Source organism: Streptomyces sp. Edi2, assembly GCF_040253635.1.
GTDB lineage: Bacteria > Actinomycetota > Actinomycetes > Streptomycetales > Streptomycetaceae > Streptomyces.
The window spans coordinates 6,115,171-6,132,700 of the sequence record NZ_JBEJGX010000003.1; the positions used below are offsets into that span (position 1 = coordinate 6,115,171).

17 protein-coding genes are annotated in these 17,530 nt (G+C 72.4%); 10 read left to right on the plus strand and 7 right to left on the minus strand.

Going from position 1 to position 17,530, the window contains the following annotated elements; translation table 11 throughout:
- The first annotated feature begins 1 nt into the window (after position 1).
- The gene (locus tag ABR737_RS30440) at positions 2–763 is read left to right on the plus strand and encodes a class I SAM-dependent methyltransferase (RefSeq protein WP_350253875.1); all 762 of its coding nucleotides are present in this window, start codon (positions 2–4) and stop codon (positions 761–763) included.
- A gap of 101 nt (positions 764–864) precedes the next feature.
- Here the strand turns inward: ABR737_RS30440 and ABR737_RS30445 are convergent, their stop codons facing one another.
- From ABR737_RS30445 to ABR737_RS30455, 3 genes are all read right to left on the minus strand, one after another.
- On the minus strand, positions 865–1,617 hold the full coding sequence (locus tag ABR737_RS30445) for an amino acid ABC transporter ATP-binding protein (RefSeq protein ID WP_085923012.1): 753 nt from the start codon (positions 1,615–1,617) through the stop codon (positions 865–867).
- A gap of 47 nt (positions 1,618–1,664) precedes the next feature.
- Positions 1,665–2,606, minus strand: a complete 942-nt coding sequence (locus ABR737_RS30450; protein ID WP_350253877.1) for an amino acid ABC transporter permease — start codon at positions 2,604–2,606, stop codon at positions 1,665–1,667.
- A gap of 62 nt (positions 2,607–2,668) precedes the next feature.
- Positions 2,669–3,643, minus strand: a complete 975-nt coding sequence (locus ABR737_RS30455) for an ABC transporter substrate-binding protein (RefSeq protein ID WP_350253879.1) — start codon at positions 3,641–3,643, stop codon at positions 2,669–2,671.
- 540 nt (positions 3,644–4,183) lie between these two features.
- On the opposite strand from ABR737_RS30455, the gene ABR737_RS30460 reads away from it, so the two are divergent.
- The 5 genes from ABR737_RS30460 (at position 4,184) to ABR737_RS30480 (ending at position 8,387) form a co-directional block, all read left to right on the plus strand.
- Positions 4,184–5,407 (plus strand): NAD(P)-dependent malic enzyme, encoded by a 1,224-nt coding sequence (locus ABR737_RS30460; protein WP_350253881.1) that lies wholly within the window; start codon positions 4,184–4,186, stop codon positions 5,405–5,407.
- Positions 5,408–5,698: 291 nt separating this feature from the next.
- On the plus strand, positions 5,699–6,661 hold the full coding sequence (locus tag ABR737_RS30465; protein ID WP_350253882.1) for a zinc-binding dehydrogenase: 963 nt from the start codon (positions 5,699–5,701) through the stop codon (positions 6,659–6,661).
- 125 nt (positions 6,662–6,786) lie between these two features.
- Complete coding sequence (locus tag ABR737_RS30470) at positions 6,787–7,488, plus strand: HutD/Ves family protein (protein ID WP_350253883.1); 702 nt, start codon at positions 6,787–6,789, stop codon at positions 7,486–7,488.
- A gap of 126 nt (positions 7,489–7,614) precedes the next feature.
- A complete protein-coding gene (locus tag ABR737_RS30475; protein ID WP_093491771.1) occupies positions 7,615–7,824 on the plus strand; it encodes a helix-turn-helix domain-containing protein in 210 nt (69 codons plus the stop codon).
- The gene (locus ABR737_RS30480; protein WP_350253885.1) at positions 7,824–8,387 is read left to right on the plus strand and encodes a Clp protease N-terminal domain-containing protein; all 564 of its coding nucleotides are present in this window, start codon (positions 7,824–7,826) and stop codon (positions 8,385–8,387) included. Before ABR737_RS30475 ends, ABR737_RS30480 begins: the two co-directional genes overlap by 1 nt.
- A 214-nt stretch (positions 8,388–8,601) precedes the next feature.
- Here ABR737_RS30480 and ABR737_RS30485 read toward each other — a convergent pair whose 3' ends face one another.
- Complete coding sequence (locus ABR737_RS30485) at positions 8,602–9,483, minus strand: SCO6745 family protein (protein ID WP_350253886.1); 882 nt, start codon at positions 9,481–9,483, stop codon at positions 8,602–8,604.
- A 395-nt stretch (positions 9,484–9,878) separates the two neighbouring features.
- Between ABR737_RS30485 and ABR737_RS30490 the strand changes: the two genes are divergently transcribed.
- Positions 9,879–11,033: a serine hydrolase domain-containing protein gene (locus tag ABR737_RS30490; protein ID WP_350253888.1), complete on the plus strand. Its 1,155-nt coding sequence runs from the start codon at positions 9,879–9,881 to the stop codon at positions 11,031–11,033.
- Positions 11,034–11,185: 152 nt separating this feature from the next.
- On the opposite strand, the gene ABR737_RS30495 is transcribed toward ABR737_RS30490, so the two are convergent.
- On the minus strand, positions 11,186–12,397 hold the full coding sequence (locus tag ABR737_RS30495) for a PadR family transcriptional regulator (RefSeq protein ID WP_350253889.1): 1,212 nt from the start codon (positions 12,395–12,397) through the stop codon (positions 11,186–11,188).
- A 2-nt stretch (positions 12,398–12,399) separates the two neighbouring features.
- Positions 12,400–13,329, minus strand: coding sequence for a DUF4097 family beta strand repeat-containing protein (locus tag ABR737_RS30500; protein ID WP_350253891.1), 930 nt, complete (start codon positions 13,327–13,329; stop codon positions 12,400–12,402).
- Between the two features lie 221 nt (positions 13,330–13,550).
- Between ABR737_RS30500 and ABR737_RS30505 the strand changes: the two genes are divergently transcribed.
- Positions 13,551–13,982, plus strand: a complete 432-nt coding sequence (locus ABR737_RS30505) for a hypothetical protein (RefSeq protein WP_350253893.1) — start codon at positions 13,551–13,553, stop codon at positions 13,980–13,982.
- Between the two features lie 191 nt (positions 13,983–14,173).
- Here ABR737_RS30505 and ABR737_RS30510 read toward each other — a convergent pair whose 3' ends face one another.
- Positions 14,174–14,356 (minus strand): DUF6104 family protein, encoded by a 183-nt coding sequence (locus ABR737_RS30510; RefSeq protein ID WP_088799957.1) that lies wholly within the window; start codon positions 14,354–14,356, stop codon positions 14,174–14,176.
- Between the two features lie 154 nt (positions 14,357–14,510).
- Between ABR737_RS30510 and ABR737_RS30515 the strand changes: the two genes are divergently transcribed.
- The gene (locus ABR737_RS30515; protein WP_350253895.1) at positions 14,511–14,939 is read left to right on the plus strand and encodes a CU044_2847 family protein; all 429 of its coding nucleotides are present in this window, start codon (positions 14,511–14,513) and stop codon (positions 14,937–14,939) included.
- Positions 14,939–17,293 (plus strand): VMAP-C domain-containing protein, encoded by a 2,355-nt coding sequence (locus ABR737_RS30520; protein ID WP_350253897.1) that lies wholly within the window; start codon positions 14,939–14,941, stop codon positions 17,291–17,293. The genes ABR737_RS30515 and ABR737_RS30520 overlap by 1 nt, the downstream gene beginning before the upstream one ends.
- The last annotated feature ends 237 nt before the right edge of the window (positions 17,294–17,530 follow it).

Here is a 17,530-nt window from a genome sequence, read left to right on the forward strand (position 1 = left end):
GATGACCGAGACCGTTGCCGGCGCCGATTGGCAGGCGTGGCAGAACAGTTGGGACCGCCAGCAGGAGTGGTACCTCCCCGACCGCGAGGAGCGGTTCCGGGTGATGCTGGACATGGTCGAGGCCCTGGTGGGTCCCGCGCCCCGGGTACTGGATCTCGCCTGCGGCACGGGAAGTATCTCCGACCGGCTGCTGAAGCGGTTCCCCGGGGCCGAGAGTGTGGGCGTCGATCTGGATCCCGCGCTGCTGGCCATCGCGGAAGGGTACTTCGCCGACGAGCGCCGGGTCCGGTTCGTACGCGCCGATCTCAAGGACCCGGCCTGGACGGACCGGCTGCCGCACGACTCGTACGACGCGGTGCTCACCGCCACCGCGCTGCACTGGCTGCACACCGAGGACCTCCGGGGGCTGTACGGGCAGCTCGGCACCCTGGTGCGGGACGGCGGGGTCTTCATGAACGCCGACCACATGCCCGAGGAGGCCACCTTGCGGATCAACGCCGCCGAGCGGGCCTTCCGGCATGCGCGGATGGACGCGGCGAAGGCGGCCGGCGCCGTCGACTGGGCCGAGTGGTGGCGGCTGGCGGCCGCCGACCCGCACCTGGCCGGGCCGACCGCCGAGCGCTTCGAGATCTACGGCGAGCACGCGGACGGCGACACCCCCTCGGCGGCATGGCACGCGGCCGTGCTGCGCGAATCGGGGTTCGCGGAGGCGCGGCCGGTATGGGCCTCGCCCACGGACGCGCTGGTGCTGGGTCTGAAGTAGAGGACAAAGACGGCGGAAGGGCCGCAGCGAGCCTTCTCCCGGGGGAGCAGGTCTCGCCGCGGCCCAAGGAGCCCGGCGCGGGCTCCGGCAGCTCCGGCGCCTTACAGCACCTTCGACAGGAACGACTTCGTCCGCTCGTGCTGCGGGTTACCGAGCACTTCGCGCGGGTGGCCGGATTCGACCACCACCCCGTCGTCCATGAAGACCAGCGAGTCGCCGACCTCGCGGGCGAAGCCCATCTCATGGGTCACGACGATCATCGTCATACCGTCCGCCGCCAGGTCCTTCATGACGTCCAGGACGTCACCGACCAGCTCCGGGTCCAGGGCCGAGGTCGGCTCGTCGAAGAGCATCAGCTTGGGCTCCATCGCCAGCGCACGGGCGATGGCGACGCGCTGCTGCTGGCCGCCGGAGAGCTGCGAGGGGTAGTTCCCGGCCTTGTCGGACAGGCCGACGCGGTCCAGGAGCTTGACCGCCCGCTCCCGGGCGGCCGACTTCGACTCGCCCTTGACCTGGATCGGCGCCTCCATGATGTTCTCCACCGCGGTCATGTGCGGGAAGAGGTTGAAGCGCTGGAAGACCATGCCGATATCGCGGCGGCGGGCGGCGACCTCCTTGTCGCGCAGCTCGTAGAGCTTGCCGTTGTGCTCGCGGTAGCCGACCAGTTCGCCGTCGACGGACAGCCGTCCCGCGTTGACCTTCTCCAGGTGGTTGATGCAGCGCAGGAACGTCGACTTGCCGGAGCCGGACGGGCCGATCAGGCAGAAGACCTCCCGGGGCGCGACCTCCAGGTCGATGCCCTTGAGGATGTGGGCCGCGCCGAAGGACTTGTGGACGCCCTCGGCCTTGACCATCGGGCCGCCGCTCGTACCGGCCGCCTTGCTCGTCGTGATCTTGCTGGTCATCCCACACCTCCGGGGCGGTTGAAGCCGCCGGACAGCCTCGCCTTGGCGCGCTGGAGCGGAGTGAGCGGCAGTTGGCGGCTGGAGCCGCGGGCGTAGTAACGCTCGAGGTAGTACTGGCCGATGCTCAGCACCGTGGTGGCGATCAGGTACCAGGCGGCGGCGAGGATCAGCATCTCCACCACGACACCGGAGTCCCGTCCGACGTTCTGCGCGGCCTGCAGCAGATCGTAGTACTGGACGGCGATGACCAGGGAGGAGGTCTTCAGCATGTTGATGACCTCGTTGCCGGTCGGCGGCACGATCACCCGCATCGCCTGCGGCACGATGATCCGGCGCAGCGTCTTGGCGTGGCTCATGCCCAGCGCGTGCGCCGCCTCGGTCTGGCCCTCGTCGACGGCGTTGAGACCGGCCCGGCAGATCTCCGCCATGTACGCCGCCTCGTTGAGCCCGAGGCCCAGCAGCGCGCACAGGAACGGGGTCATGAAGTCCGACCACTCGTCCTTGTAGATCGGCATGATGTCGATGTACTGGAAGACGAGGCCCAGGTTGAACCAGAGGAACAGCTGGACGTAGACCGGCGTCCCGCGGAAGAACCAGACGTAGAACCACGCGACCGTCGAGGTGACCGGGTTCTTGGACTGGCGCATCACCGCCAGGATCACGCCGCCCACGATGCCGATGATCATCGAGAGCACGGTGATCAGCAGGGTGTTGCGCAGGCCCTTGAGGATGTCCGCGTTGAACATGTACTGGGGAATGGCGTCCCAGTTGACGTTCCCGGCGGCGAAGGCCCGGCCGAGCAGGGCGACCAGTCCGATGACGACGACCGCCGCCACCCAGCGGCCGTAGTGGCGGACCGGGATGGCTTTGATCGGCTCGGGCTGGGGCGGCGGAGCGTCCGCCGGCGGCTGGGCCGACTTGTCGACGTCAACTGACACGGGTGTTGCCTTTCAGCATTCGGCGGGAGGTGCGCGGGGCGGAGGGGTAGGCGTTCGACGGCTCAGGAGCCGCCATTGAGCTGCACCTTCTTGACCGCGGCATCCTTGACGTCCCACTTGTCCAGGACCTTGGCGTACGAGCCGTTCTTGATCGCGAGTTCCAGCGCGGACCGGAGCGCGTCACGCAGCTGCTCCTTGCCCTTGGGGACCGCGATGCCGTACGGGGCCGCCTTGAGCGGCGCGCCGCCGACCATCTGGAAATCCTTGCCGTGACCGGAGACCTTCACCGCATACGCCGCGACCGGGTAGTCGCTGGAGACGGCGTCCACACCGGCGGTGCGCAGCCGGGTCTGGGCCTCGGAGTCGTTGTCGAAGGCCTCGATCGAGATCGGCTGCTCGCCGTTCTTCTCACAGGCCTTCGACTTGTCCTTGGCCAGGTCGTGCGAGACCGTGCCGCGCTGCACCGCGAGCTTTTTGCCGCACAGCGTCTCCCAGCCGTCGATGCCCTTGGTCTTGCCCTTCTGGGTGTAGAGCGACACACCGACGTTGAGGTAGTCGATGAAGTCGACACCCTGGCCGATCTTCTTGCCGGTGTTGCTGTCGATGCCCTCCTGGCGCTCCTTGGTGTCCGTCATCGCCGACATCGCGATGTCGTAGCGCTTGGACTTCAGGCCGCCCATGAGGGTGTCGAAGGTGGCGTTGTTGAAGTTGAGCTTGATGCCCAGCTCCTTGCTCATCGCCTCCGCGAGATCCGGGTCGATGCCCTCGATCACGCCGTTGGAACGGAACTCCACCGGCTTGTACGTGATGTCCGAGCCGACCTGGAGCATGGCCTTTTCCTGGACGTCCTTGGGCAGCTTCTTGAACAGCGGCGCATTGGCGTTGCGGTTCTTCTTCGCCTCGCGCTTGGCGATGGCCGCGTCCGTCTGGTCGCCGCAGGCGCTGAGCAGCAGCAGCGAGGCGGCGACCGCGGCCGCCGCGGCCACGGCCGTGCGAGACCTGCCGGCGGCCGTGCGACGGGTGGTGCTTGCGGTCATGCTGAGCCTCCTGCGAATGGAGAAGCCGATGGAGAAGCCGACGTGACAAAGGGCCGGGGGCACACCGTCGAGCGTCGCGACCTCGGTTGGTGACGGAATCCTGCCATCCGGGCTCCGGTATTCGGACTGTCGTAATGGTCAAAATCGGATAACGGACGGAGGAGGCGAGGTGACGCCCTTGTGGCACAAGGGGAGCCTCCGCCTCCGCCGAGGCCGGGACTCCCTGCCTGTTCCCGGCGTCTCGGGATCCGGACCGGAGGGGGATGACTCTTCTACGTTTTTTGTGTATTTCGCGGCTATTGTCGGAACTCTGAACTCGAGGGTAAGGAATCTGACTCGTCGGGGCCCGCGCCCGTCGGGTAGAAAGGTTCGTTACACCCCTCATCCGGGGCTCAGGGCGCGTGTGCGGCGCGCCCGGCGTCCGAAACCTCCCCGCGCGCGGCGGTCATCCGCCGTGCAGGGCGCGGACGCGGTGCCCGCCCACCCCTCAACCAGGGGGTGGCCACCCTCAACAGAATTTCGATTAAAGGGGTAAGACAAGTGGCAGCGGAGATCGTCAATCCTCGCAGCGACAGCAATACCGGCGCGGGCGCGGGCAGTGCGCCCGACGATGCTTTCGACCCGGCCTTCGCGCTGCATCGCGGCGGCAAGATGGCCATCCAGGCGACCGTGCCGGTCCGCGACAAGGACGACCTGTCCCTCGCGTACACGCCGGGTGTCGCCAAGGTGTGCAGCGCCATCGCCGAGCAGCCCGAGCTCGTCTACGACTACACCTGGAAGTCCCAGGTCGTCGCCGTGGTCACGGACGGCACCGCGGTGCTGGGCCTCGGTGACATCGGCCCGGAGGCCTCGCTCCCCGTGATGGAGGGCAAGGCCATCCTCTTCAAGCAGTTCGGCGGCGTCGACGCGGTGCCGATCGCGCTCGGCACCACCGACACCGACGAGATCATCGAGACCGTCGTCCGTATGGCCCCGTCCTTCGGCGGGGTCAATCTGGAGGACATCTCGGCGCCGCGGTGCTTCGAGATCGAGCGCCGGCTCCAGGAGCGGCTGGACATCCCGGTCTTCCACGACGACCAGCACGGCACCGCCGTGGTCACGCTGGCCGCGCTGCGCAACGCCGCCAAGCTCACCGACCGCTCGCTCGGCCAGCTGCGTGCGGTCATCTCGGGCGCCGGCGCGGCAGGCGTCGCCATCGCCAAGATCCTCATCGAGGCGGGCATCGGCGACGTCGCGGTCTGCGACCGCAAGGGCATCGTCTCCACCGACCGCGGCGACCTCACGGACGTCAAGCGCGATGTGGCCGGCTTCACCAACAAGGGCCGGCTGACCGGGTCGCTGGAGGACGCGCTGGACGGCGCCGATGTCTTCATCGGGGTCTCCGGCGGCACGGTGCCGGAGGAGGCGGTGGCCAAGATGGCGAAGGACTCGCTGATCTTCGCGATGGCCAACCCCACCCCGGAGATCCACCCGGAGGTCGCGCACAAGTACGCGGCCGTGGTGGCCACCGGGCGCAGCGACTACCCCAACCAGATCAACAACGTGCTGGCCTTCCCCGGCATCTTCGCCGGTGCCATGAAGGTGCGGGCCACCCGGATCACGGAAGGCATGAAGCTCGCCGCCGCCGAGGCGCTGGCCGCCGTCGTCGCCGATGAGCTCAGCCCCGACCGGGTCATCCCCTCGCCGTTCGACGAGCGGGTCGCACCGGCCGTCACCGCCGCCGTCGCGGCCGCCGCCCGCGCCGAGGGCGTGGCCCGTCGCTGACCGCGCCGCCACCGGAGTAACCGGAGTCGTCCGCCAACGGGCCGGGCCCGCACCGCACACAGGTGCGGGCCCGGCCCGTTGTGGTGGCGCGGCACGGGGACGCCTGGCGCAGCGCGGGTGACGCGGCGCAGCGCGGGTGGCGCGGCGCAGCGCGGGTGGCGCGGCGCAGCGCGGGTGGCGCGGCGCAATACGGGCGGCGCCGTGCAACACGGATGACGCGGCACGGCGGCGCGGCGCGTGTCACACCCCTGCGCGGTACCGCAGCGCCCGGCCGCGGCCTACGTTGGGATCATGTTTGCTGCCTATGCCGCCCGCATCGACCGTGACCAGCCGCTGAACGGCCTCGAATTGGGGGAGCGCCCGGCCCCTGACGTACGCCCCGGCTGGACGACCGTCAACGTCAAGGCCGCCTCCCTCAACCACCACGACCTGTGGTCGCTGCGCGGGGTGGGGATCACCGAGGACAGCCTGCCGATGATCCTCGGCTGTGACGCCGCCGGAGTGGACGCGGACGGCAACGAGGTCGTCCTGCACTCCGTCATCGGGCAGACCGGCCACGGAGTCGGCGCCAGGGAGAAGCCCTCCATCCTCACCGAGCGCTACCAGGGCACCTTCGCCGAGCAGGTCACCGTCCCCTCCTGGAACGTGCTGCCCAAGCCGAAGGAGCTGTCCTTCGAGGAGGCGGCTTGTCTGCCGACCGCCTGGCTGACCGCGTACCGGATGCTGTTCACCAACGCGGGCGTACGGCCCGGGGACAGCGTCCTGGTGCAGGGCGCCGGCGGTGGCGTGGCGACCGCCGCCATCGTGCTGGGCGCCGCCGCGGGGCTGCGGGTCTTCGCCACCAGCCGGGACGAGGGAAAGCGCAAGCGCGCGCTGGAGCTGGGCGCCGAGGCGGTGTTCGCGACCGGTGAGCGGCTGCCGCAGCGGGTGGACGCGGTGATCGAGACGGTCGGCGCCGCCACCTGGTCGCACTCCGTCAAGTCGCTGCGCCCCGGCGGCAGTCTGGTCATTTCGGGCGCCACCAGCGGCTTCACCCCGAAGAGCGGGGAGCTCAACCGGATCTTCTTCCTGGAGCTGAAGATCGTCGGTTCCACGATGGGCAGCAAGGAGGAGCTGGCCTCGCTGCTCAGCTTCTGCGCGGCCAAGGGCATCCGGCCGGTCATCGATTCGACGCTGCCGCTGGACCGGGCGCGGGAGGGGTTCACGAAGATGGCGGAGGGCGAGCTGTTCGGCAAGGTCGTGCTGACGGTGTGACGTCTGGCGTGCGGTCCCTGCGGTGGCCGGCGTGATGTCGACGTCCCTTCGGTGCGTGGTGTGACGTCCCTTTGGTGTGTATTGGTGCGTGGTGTGACATCCCTTCGGCGAGGAGGCCGGGAAGAGTGCGGATCCTGCGGGCGGAGGGGCGCGCCGCCGCGCCGTGGAGCAACGGCGGCGGGGTGACCCGGGAGGTCGCCGTCCAGCCGCCGGGCTCCGGCTGGGACACCTTCGCCTGGCGGGTCAGCCTGGCGGACGTCACCCGGGACGGGCCGTACTCGCCGCTGCCCGGCGTCCGGCGGATCCTCACCGTCGTCGACGGCGCCGGGCTGGAGCTGACGGTGGACGGCACCGCGCAGCTCCTCCCGGAGCGCTACCGCCCGTTCGCCTTCCCCGGCGGTGCTGCCACCGACTCCCGGCTGCTGGACGGCCGCCCCGTCGTCAACCTCAATGTGATGCTCCGGGAGGGGCGGGCGGCGGCGACCGTGGAGATGGTGCGGGGGCGGGGGAGAGGGAGGGGGAGCCGGGTGGTGTGGCCGGCTGGTGGCGGTGCTGCCGATCGTGGCCGTGACGGGGACCGTGTCCGTGACCCCGACGAGGTCATGGTGGTGGCGGTCGAGGGGCGCGCCTGGCTCGGGGCGCCTGGCGCGTCTCTTGGGGAGCCCGGCGCATCTCCCGGGGTACCCGGCGCCCATGAGGCGCAGTTGGAGCGGTTCGATGCGGCGCTGCTGACGGCGCCGGACGCGGCCGCCGCGGCGTTGTGGACGGATGGCACCGCGGCGGTGATTGCCTTGTCCGCGACCGCGACCGCCCCTGACCGGCCTTAGTGCGCTCGCCCGTCCTTGGGCCTTCTGCCTTACCCCCTTTCGCCTTATGCCTCCCGCCGGCTGTCGGCGCTCCGTGCGTGTCAATGATGGTTGACAAGCTTCGCGTGTCAACGTAAATTGACAGCTATGACCGATGCAACGGATCTTGCCGAGCGGGCCGGTGACCGGGACCCCCGGGTCGGGCTCCGCGCCGTGGCCGCGCTCCGCCGGCTGCTGGAACAGCTCGAAGCCGTGCAGGTGCGCAGCGCCCGCGCGAAGGGCTGGTCGTGGCAGGAGATCGCGGCGGAGCTGGGTGTCAGCAGGCAGGCAGTGCACAAGAAGCACGGGAGGCGCTGATGTTCGAGAAGTTCACGGCCGACGCACGCGCGGTGGTGCGCGGCGCCGCGGAGCAGGCGGACCGCACGGGCAGCGGCACGGTCGGCGAACCGGAGCTACTGCTCGCGCTGCTGGAGCGCACGGACTCGCCGGCCGCCGGGGTGCTCGCGGCGCTCGGCGTCCATGCGCGGCGGGAGTCGGTGGCGGACGCCCTCGCGGCGGTGCGCCGGCGCGGCGGGGTGTCCACGGCCGACGCGGCGGCGCTGGCCGGGCTCGGGATCGATATCGACGAGGTCGTGACGCGGGTGGAACAGGCGCACGGGGTGGGTGCGCTGGCTGCCGACGGACGGGCCGGGCGCAGGAAGCGGACGCGCCGGCTGTTCACGGCGGAGGCGAAGTCCGTGCTGGAGCGCGCCCTGCGGATCGCCGCCGGACGCGGTGAGCGGTACCTCGGTGACGAGCATCTGCTGATGGCGCTGGCCGCCAGGCCCGGACCGGCCGCGGCGGTGCTCGCCGATCACGGGGTGACCTACGTCGAGGTGCTGCGGGCGCTGGGCGAGGAGCGGGGCCGGCGGGCGAGTTGAGGAAGCCCGGGGGCGGGCCCGTACGCGAGGGCGCGTCCCCGGGAGGGACTGCCCGGTGGGCGCGCTGCTGGGATGGGATGCCCGGCGGGCGCGTCACCACGGAGAGCGCGCGCCATGGGTAGCAAGCCCCCACGGGCGGGAAGCCCCCCCACGCGAAGCAAGCACTCCACGGGTGGCAAGGCCCCACCGGCAATCCCCCCGGGCAGCACGCGCCCTACGGATAGCCGACCTTCACCGTCCCGATGCCCAGCGTGCTGTGCCGGGGCAGGTAGCCGGCCTCGAACACCGCGCCCAGGAGGGGTTGGAGCAGCTGTGCCAGCCGTTCGGCACGTGAATGGCCCAGTGCCCGCCACGGGCCGGCAGCCAGCCGGTCCGTGGTCCGCTCGATCGCCTCGCGTTCCTTGCGGGCGCGCTCGGTCGCGGTGCCGTCCGGCGCGATCCAGCCGCGGGCGGCGAGGCGGTGCCGGGCGTCGCTCCACTCCTGTGCGCTCCAGCCGCGCCCCATGAAGTCGGCGGTCGGCGCGGCACCGATCGCGGCGAAGGACACCAGGGCCTCACAGGGGTCGAGTCCGCAGGTCAGCAGGGCCGCCAGATGGCCGTCGCCGCGGTGTTCGCGCAGTACCGTCGCGGCCTGCCAGAGCACCAGATGCGGTGCGTCCGGCCACGGCAGATCGCGGTTGGCGGCGGCCAGCGGGCGGGCGGCACAGCCGGCGTTCTCGGCGGCCTGGCGGGCGAGCCGGGCCGCGTCGGCGAGCTGCGCGGCGCTCAGCCGGCCGCCGGTCAGGGAGGTCAGCGCCCGGTCCATGGCCAGCAGTCGCGCGTCCAGCACCTTGGCCGGGTCCGCGACGGTCCAGATCCGCGGGAGGTGCCGGGCGATCAGCCGCGGACTGAAGGTGTAGTACGTCGCGGCCACCAGTTCAGGACCGGCGGCGCCCAGCGGAGCCGTGCGCCAGGCGAAGTAGCTGGGCCAGCGGGAGGACACGTCATGGCCGAGGTCGGCGGCGACCTGGCGGGCCTCGGGGGCGAAGTACAGCGTGGCGTGCAGTGGCTCCAGCAGGTGCCACATCCGGCGGGCGACCGAAAGGTATTCCGACATCGCTTTACCTCATGGCCTTCACGATGCGTGCGCAGACAGGGAGTGGGGCCGTGGTCGGGAACACGGTCACCGGCCCGCGGAATCGGGCAGCTGGGGCTCCCTGGAGCCCGGCGCCGGACGGAAAGCCGTGCGAAGTAGTGAGTTCCCCGATTACGCGGCGTGAATCCAGAGCGCAGATGGCAACTGTGCGTAGCCGAGGCCCGGTTGGGGGACCCGTTTCCGGCCGCCGTGGCCGCCGTGGTCGCCGTGGTCGCTGTGGCCTTCGTGGTCGGGCGGCTGCCGGACGTCCCTCCCGTACACCCGATATTCGATCGAGTCCGGGCGGTGCCTGTGCGTAGGGTGACCCGGCCGACGGCCCACGGGGGGTCGATGCATCTGAGGAGAGGAAGCAGCGGATGCCGTACCGAGGATGGGCCGACGAGGGGTACGGGGCCTTCGCGGACGAATTCGCCCGGAACTTCGCCGAGCGCGGTGAACTCGGCGCCGCCGCTGCCGTGTTCGTGGGCGGGCGCAAGGTCGTGGACCTGTGGGGCGGTGTCGCCGATGACCGGACCGGGCGGGAGTGGCAGGAGGACACCGTCCTTCCCGTCATGTCCCTCGCCAAGGCCGTCGTCAGCATCCTGGCCCATCTGCTGGCGCAGGACGGGCAGTTGGACCTCGACGCGCCGGTGGCCGCCTACTGGCCGGCGTTCGCCCGCCACGGCAAGGAGGAGATCACCACCCGGATGGTGCTCGCCCACACCGCCGGAATCCCGCTCGTCGAGCGGCAGTTGACGTTCGAGGAGCTGACCGCCTGGACGCCGGTGATCCGCGCCCTGGAGGAACAGAAGCCGCTCTGGGAGCCCGGTACCGCGTTCGAGTACCACGCCCATGCCTTCGGCTTCATCGTCGGGGAGGCGATCCGGCGCCTCACCGGCCGCACGCCCGGCCGCTTCTTCCGGGCGGCCATCGGTGACCCCCTGGGCCTGCGTACCTGGATCGGTATGCCGCAGGAGGAGGTGCCGCGGATGGCCCGCCTCGTCGAGGCGGAGGGACGGCCCCCGCTGCCGAGCGCCGATCTGCTGCCCATGCGGGCCGTGACGATGAACGGCGTCCTGCCCTTCCCCGGGCTCGACGATCCGCACGGCTACAACTCGCCCGCCCTGCTGACCGCCGAATTCCCCGGCGCGGGCGCGGTGTCGTCGGCGCGGAGCCTGGCGGCCCTGTACGCGGCGGTCGCCACCGGTCTGGACGGCGGGCCGCGACTGCTGACCGAGGGAACCGTCACCGACGCGGTCACCCAGCTGTCGGGCGGGCCTTCGTTCTCCGGCTTCCCGGACCTCGGCGCACGCTGGGGGACCGGCGTCCTCCTCGACTCGGCGTTCCGCCGGCTGCTCGGTCCGCGCTCCTTCGCGCACAGCGGTGCGGGCGGCCAATTCGCCTTCGGGGACGACGAGTTCGGGGTCGGGTTCGCGTACACCGCCAACCGGATGGGCGGCCCTGGTGACCAGCGGGTCGAGCGGCTCATCGGGGCGCTGCGGGAGTGCGTCGGGGCCCCGGAGGTCGCCTAGCGGGGCGGGCGCGCATCCGATGCGCGCCCGCCCCGGCCGCTCGGTGTCCCCCGGCTGCTCGGCGCCCCCGGCCGCCCGGTGGCCCCGGCCGCTCAGTCGCCCCCCCGCAGCGAAGCCCCGGTTCCGTCATCCCGGTCCGTGAAGGACCCGTCTCACTCGTCCCGGTCCGTGAAGGAGCCGTACTGCTCCGGATGACGCAGCAGCGCGCCGATGTGGGCGGCGGCCGTCGACAGCCGGCGGCGGGACTCCTTCAGCTGCTCGGCCGTGACGCCGTGATCGCGCGCCGCGTCCCGCAGGTCGTCGCGGAAGCGGTCCAGCAGCCGGTCGAAGTCGCGGGCGGGGTGGTCGCCGGCCGGTTCCTGCGCCCACTCCGGGGCCGGCGGAGCCCCTGCCGCCGGGCCCTCCCCGGCCTTCTCCTCGGTCAGGTCGACGCGCTCGACCGTCACCCGGGCCCCGCTGTCCGCGCCGCCCCGCCCGGCACCGTACGGTTCGTCGCCCTGCCCGGTCCCGTACGGTTCGTCGCCCCGGCCGGCCTCGCGCGGCTCCTCGCCCCGCCCGGTGCCCGACTGGCCGCCGGTGAAGCGCCCGACCTCGCGGGAGACCTCGGACAGCGCCTCGCGCACCGCCCCCGACCAGTCGCCGGACCGCACCGCCCCCTGGGTCTGCTCCTGTACGCGCTTGATGACCCGCTGGACCTCCTCGCGCGCGAACACCTGGGCGTCCCTGGCCTGCTTACGGGCCCGCTGGGCGTCCTGCCGGGCGCGCCGGCTCTCCTCCTTGGCCCGACGGGCCTGCTCCTTCCACTCCTCCTTGGCGCGCCGGAACTCCTCCTTCGCCTGCCGCCAGGACTCCTTTTCGCCGAAGACGGCGTCGAAGTAGTCGGGGGCCTCCGGGAAGGGCCGTTCGGCGGTGTCCCGCGCGGCGTCCGCCGGCCCCCCGCCGTTCCGTCCGGCCTTCCCTGACCCTCCCGCGTCCTTGCGGGCCTGCTGGGCGGCCTCCCGGATCTCGCGGCGCAGATCCCGCGCCGAACCGCTCACGTCCTCCCGGATGTCGGAGGCCAGTGCGGCGACCGACTCCCGGATCTCCAGTTCGAGATCCGCCAACTCGCCACCGCGGTCGGCGAGTTCGGCCCTTCCGGCATCGGTGATCGAGTAGACCTTGCGGCCGCCCTCGGTCGCATGTGTCACCAGGCCCTCGGCCTCCAGCTTGGCCAGCCGGGGGTAGACCGTGCCGGCGGAGGGGGCGTAGAGCCCCTGGAAACGTTCCTCCAGGAGGCGGATGATCTCGTAGCCGTGCCGCGGCGCCTCGTCGAGCAGCTTGAGGAGGTAGAGGCGCAGGCGGCCATGGGCGAAGACGGGGGGCATGCTCAGAGCACCTTCTTCCCGGCGGTCGGGCCGGTGGGGGAGTCGTCGTGCGGACCGGGGGCGGCGTCGCCGGGCGTGCCGGGCCGGCTGTCCCCGGCCTCCGGGGAGGGGCGGCGCAGCAGGGCCAGGCCGCCGGAGACGGTGGTGACCTTGAGTGTGCCGGTGCCCGCGCCCAGCGAGCCGGTGACCTTCTTCGCGCCCCACTGGCCGCTGACCCGCAGGCCGTCGAAGGCGTTGGAGACGGTGCCGCTCGTGGTGTTGGCCTCGACCGTGGCGTCGGCCGGGTCGGGGAGCCGGATGGCGACCTCTCCGGAGACCGTCGTCAAGGCGATGTCGGCGCCCTGCGCGGGGTCCAGATCGAGGACCATGTCACCGCTGACGGAGTCGGCGCGCACTGCCCCGCCCGCCCCGTCGATGACCGTCAGATCCCCCGAGACGGAGTGGAAGTGCAGATCGCCGGAGACCGACTGCGCCTCGACGCTGCCGGAGACCGTGTCGGCCCGCACCCCGCCGGTCAGTCCGACGAGCGTGCTGTCACCGCAGACACCACGGACATCCGTACGTCCCGAGATGCCGGAGATCACCGCACCTGCGCCGACCACGCCCACCTCGACGCGGGTGCCGGCCGGCACGGTCACCGAGACCACCGCGCTGCGGTTCCATCCCTTGCGGTCGAGGAACTTCAGGAAGCCCTTCCAGGGGACGTCCTGGTAGGCGACCGACAGGGTGCCGTTCCGGTAGGAGACGGTCAGCGGCGGGCCGTGCACCTCGCCGATCTCCACGCGGGCCGGGCCGTCGTCCGTGGTGCCGACGACGTTGACGGTGCCGTTGATCACCCGCACGTTCAAGGCGTCGACGGGTTCGGTGACCTCCAGAGTGCGTGGTGAGGTCACCTGTGTCGGTTGGTGCGACCACTCGCTCCCGGCTGACATGCCTGCCTCCCCTGAATCCGCTGTCATGCGCAACGCAACATATCGCGTCTACACCAGACACGATATATCGCGGATGAGGGAAGTCAAGTGTCTGGTTCGGGGGATGGGCCCGGGCGTCCTTGATCGCCAAGGTGCGGAAGAGCGGAACCGCCCGGTGCGGTCGCGGAGTCCTCAGTGGTGTTACCTGATGTCGTGGCGTATGCCATGAAGGAGTTGAACACGTGCGTAGGACAACGGGGTTGCTCTCGGTTCTGGTGCTCGGTGCCGCGGTGGCCGGGCCGGTCGCGTCGGCACACGCCGCGCCCGCCACCGCTTCCGTCTCTGCCGCCGCGAGCTGTCACAGCCTGGTCGTCAAGGCGAACTCGGCGAACAACAAGGCGCTGTCGGCCGACGGCGCCCACAGCTACAAGAAGGCCATCGGCCACAACAAGGCGACCCAGAAGTACGCCGTCCAGGCGCAGGGTGCCTGCCGGCACGCGCGGCACGCGGAGGAGATCCGCGACGCGCTCCGTGGCGCCGAGCAAGGGGCGAGGAGGGCCGAGCTGGACAACAAGAGGGCCTACTACGAGCACGACCCGCGGGCCGGGCGGGCTGCCTTCAACGATGAGGAAGACGTGAAGATGCGGATGCGCAACGCGCTCCGCTACACCTGATCCAGGCCTGTTCGCGTACGGCCCGCCGCCCGCGCGGCGGTGGCCGTACGCGCGGCAACGGGGACCTGCTCGCGCGGGGAGCCCCGTACGGACCGGACCGGACCGGGCAAGCGGCACCTGCCGCGTGGGGCGGTGCCGGTCCCTGCCCCGCCGTACGCCGGCAGGCCCGGCCGGCTGGCAGGCCCGACCGGTTATTCGTCCTCGTCCTCGTCGTCCAGCCTGGCCAGCCACGTGGCCAGCCGCTCCACCGGTACTTCGAAGTCCGGGTTCAGGTCGACGAAGGTCCGCAGCTGATCGGCCACCCACCCGAGGGAGACCTCCTCCTCGCCGCGCCGGCTCTCCAGCTCTTCGATGCCACGGTCAGTGAAATACACGCGCTCTCCACCAGGGGTCATGGGTCATTCCCGGCCAGGATAGGCAGGCTCATGGACCTCTCGCGCCACAGGCACCCGAAGGCTAGCCTGATCACCTTGTCAACGGTCCCGCGGTGATCGGGGAATTGCCGCCCACGGGGAGCAGGAGGCCGTGATGCACGAGCGCGCGCAGCGCATCGAATTGCCCGACGGTACGGAAGTCTGGGCCCGGGTCTCCCGGCTCGACGCCCCGGGACTCGACGGGCCGGACGACGCGGACGCGGCCGACGGCGAATTCGAGGACGTCGGTGCCTGGGACGCGCTCGGCGCCCGCGTCGAGGGGCTGCGCGAGGTGGTCGGCGGGGTCGCTGCCAGTATCCGCCAGGCCACCGAGCGGGTCGCGCCGCACGAGACCAGTGTGACCTTCGGGGTGGAGCTGTCGGCCAAGCCGGGCAAGGCCGTCGCCCTGCTCGCGGACGGCGAGGCCAAGGCCAACCTCTCGGTCACGCTCACCTGGCGTCGCGCGGACGAGGCGCCGCCGGCGGCGGAGCCGCACGGGGGACCCGCGGCCGGCCGCCGGGAGCCGGATGATGCGAGCCGCTGATGACGACTTCCGAGGGCCAGGCCGCCGGCCGCGGTGACCGTGCCCACTACGCACAGCTCCTCGACCATGCCGGGCGCGCCACCGTCGCCCTGCGCCCCGCCCCGGGGACGACCGCGGGACGGCCGTGGGGCAGCGGGGTGCTGATCGCCCCGGGATGGGTGCTGACCTGCGCCCATGTGCTCGCGGCGAGCGACGGGCGGCGCCGCGGCACGGGCCCGGACGGGGTCTTCGGGGTCGCGTTCGGCGGCCGGGTGGTGCCGGCGCGGACGGCGTACGACCTGAGCCGGCCCGACCCGGCGGCCGGGCCCGCCGCCAGCCGCGCGGATCTCGCGCTGGTCCGGCTGCTCGACCCGGAGACCGAGCACCCCTGCGCCTGGCTCAGTGATCAGCCGGCGACGCTCCTGGAGGATGCCTATATCTTCCGCGGCCATGACGCTTCGGGCGCGGGCGCGGGTGCCGACCCGGACCCCGGCGCCGACCCGGGCCGCGGCACCGACCCGGGCCCCGGCGTGGGCGCAGGCCCCGGCGCGGGCGGGGGCGCACGCGCGCGCGGGGAAGCCGCCACTCGGGACGGACGCGGTGCACGGGGGAGGGGAGAGGGAGACGGACACGGCACGCGGGAGCCGGACGGGGACCGCGTCAGCCGGGCGGCACGGGACGGGCGCCGGGCACCTGCCGGCCCCGCGGACCCGCACGCCCTCACCGCCACCCCTGCCGGGCCCGCCACCCCCGCCCTCCCCGTCGACCCCTTCATCGCCGTCCGCTTCGGTGCCCGGGACGCCCGGGGGCTGCAGTTCGGCAGCGATGTACGGGTCACCCCCGGCGCCTCCGGCGGGCCGCTGATCGACTGCGACCGCGGCGAGGTGGTCGGCATCGTCAAGGGCCGCCACCAACAGGACCACGTCGGGCTCGCGGTGCCGGTCACCGCGCTGCGCGGGCTGGGGCCCGAACACCTGGTCCCGGGCGCCGAGGGCCTGGGACCCGACCCGTACCACGCGCTGATGAGCCTGCACGACCGCTGGCACTGGGCCGGCCAGGAGCTCGGCCGCGCCGCCGGGCCGACCTGGTTCGACGCGCAGCACGCGATCATGTCGGGCCGGGGCCGCCTGTGGGGCGTACAGGAGCGGCTGCAGGCGCTGGACCTGCTCGCCCGTCTGCCGGCGCCGCGCGATCCGCTGGTCGTGGAGGCCGCGGTCGGCGAGGTGCTGGACCGCGGGGACCGGCCCGGGGCCTGGGCGCTGCGTACCTGGCGGGACGGCCACGGTGCGCTCTACCAGGGCAGCGACCCGTACACCGAGCTGCGCGCCTTTGTGCACTACCTGCGGATCGTGGCGCAGCTGACCGCCGACGAGGTGCGCGACGTACCGGGCGAACAGGCCGCCGCGGTCCGCGGACAGGCGCTGCGCCTCGCGGAGTTCGTCCAGGCCAAGGCGGTGGTGCTGCAGCCGCAGGACCGCCGAAGGATAGGGCCGGTACGCCGCCGCCCGCGCTCCGTACTCGTCGAGTTCGAGCCGCTGTTCTACGACGAGGGCGGACCGGAGCTCTTCAACTGGTCGGTCAGCGAGGGCTACGGCCAGGGGCAGTGGCTGCGGGTGGACGTCCAGGAGTCGGCCGGCGGGGTGCCGTTCGAGCAGGCGCGGGACCAGGTGCTGCGACGGCTCGGCGGGCGCCTGCTGCGGGCCGACGGCGACGCCGGGCCGGGTGCCCGGGTACGCCTGGAGGTCGCCGTCCCCGAAGGCCGCTGGCACACCGCCGCCGGCCAGTGGGAGGTCGCGGCCTCGACCCGGCGCACCGCCCGGCTGCGGCCGGTGGGCCCCGGGCGCGCCGTGATCCTGCGTGACCAGGGCCGGCGCGAGCAGGTCGACCCGGCCTGGCTGCGCCGCTGGCAGGGCCTGGCCGCCGCCCCCGAGCTGCAGGCGCTGCGCATTGCGCCGCACCCGGGCGGCGGCGCGTCGCCCGGCTCCGAGGAGGCGGTCTGGCGGCTGCTGGAGACGGCCGCCGAGGGCGCGCTGCCCGCGCTGTGCCATACCGTCGCCGACGGCTTCGGGCGGGACGCGGTCGGCGCCGTCCTGGACACCGGCTTCCCCGCCGGACTGTGGCCGGCCGGCGGCCACGGCGAGGAGCGGGTCTGCGATGCCGGATGCGAGGAATTCCACCGCGGGGTACGGGAGTTGCTGCAGGGCTCGGGCGGGCTGGCCCGGCTCCCCGAGCTGGTCCGGCAGCTGCGCGCCAAGGCCGCCGGGGCCGCCGAGGAGGGCATGCACTGGGCCCGCGACCTGGTGCTCCTCTACGACGACCCGGAGGACCCGATTCCGCCGCTCTTCCCGGACCGCCCCCAGCTGTCCCCGCGATGAACCGGGCACGGAGCCGCCTCCGACGGGGCGGCTCCCCGACACAGACCGGGCGCCGCGCACGCCCCCCTGCGCCTCGCACGCGCCCGGTGCCCGCCCCTGCCCCGTCCGCCCCTGCCGCGGCAAGTGGCGCCCCGTACATGGCACTTGGCCGCCCGCGATGCCCCCGCGGAAGACCGGAAACCGCCCCGTGCGCTTCCGTCCGGCTGAGTACTGTCATAGCGTCGTGGAAGACTTGTC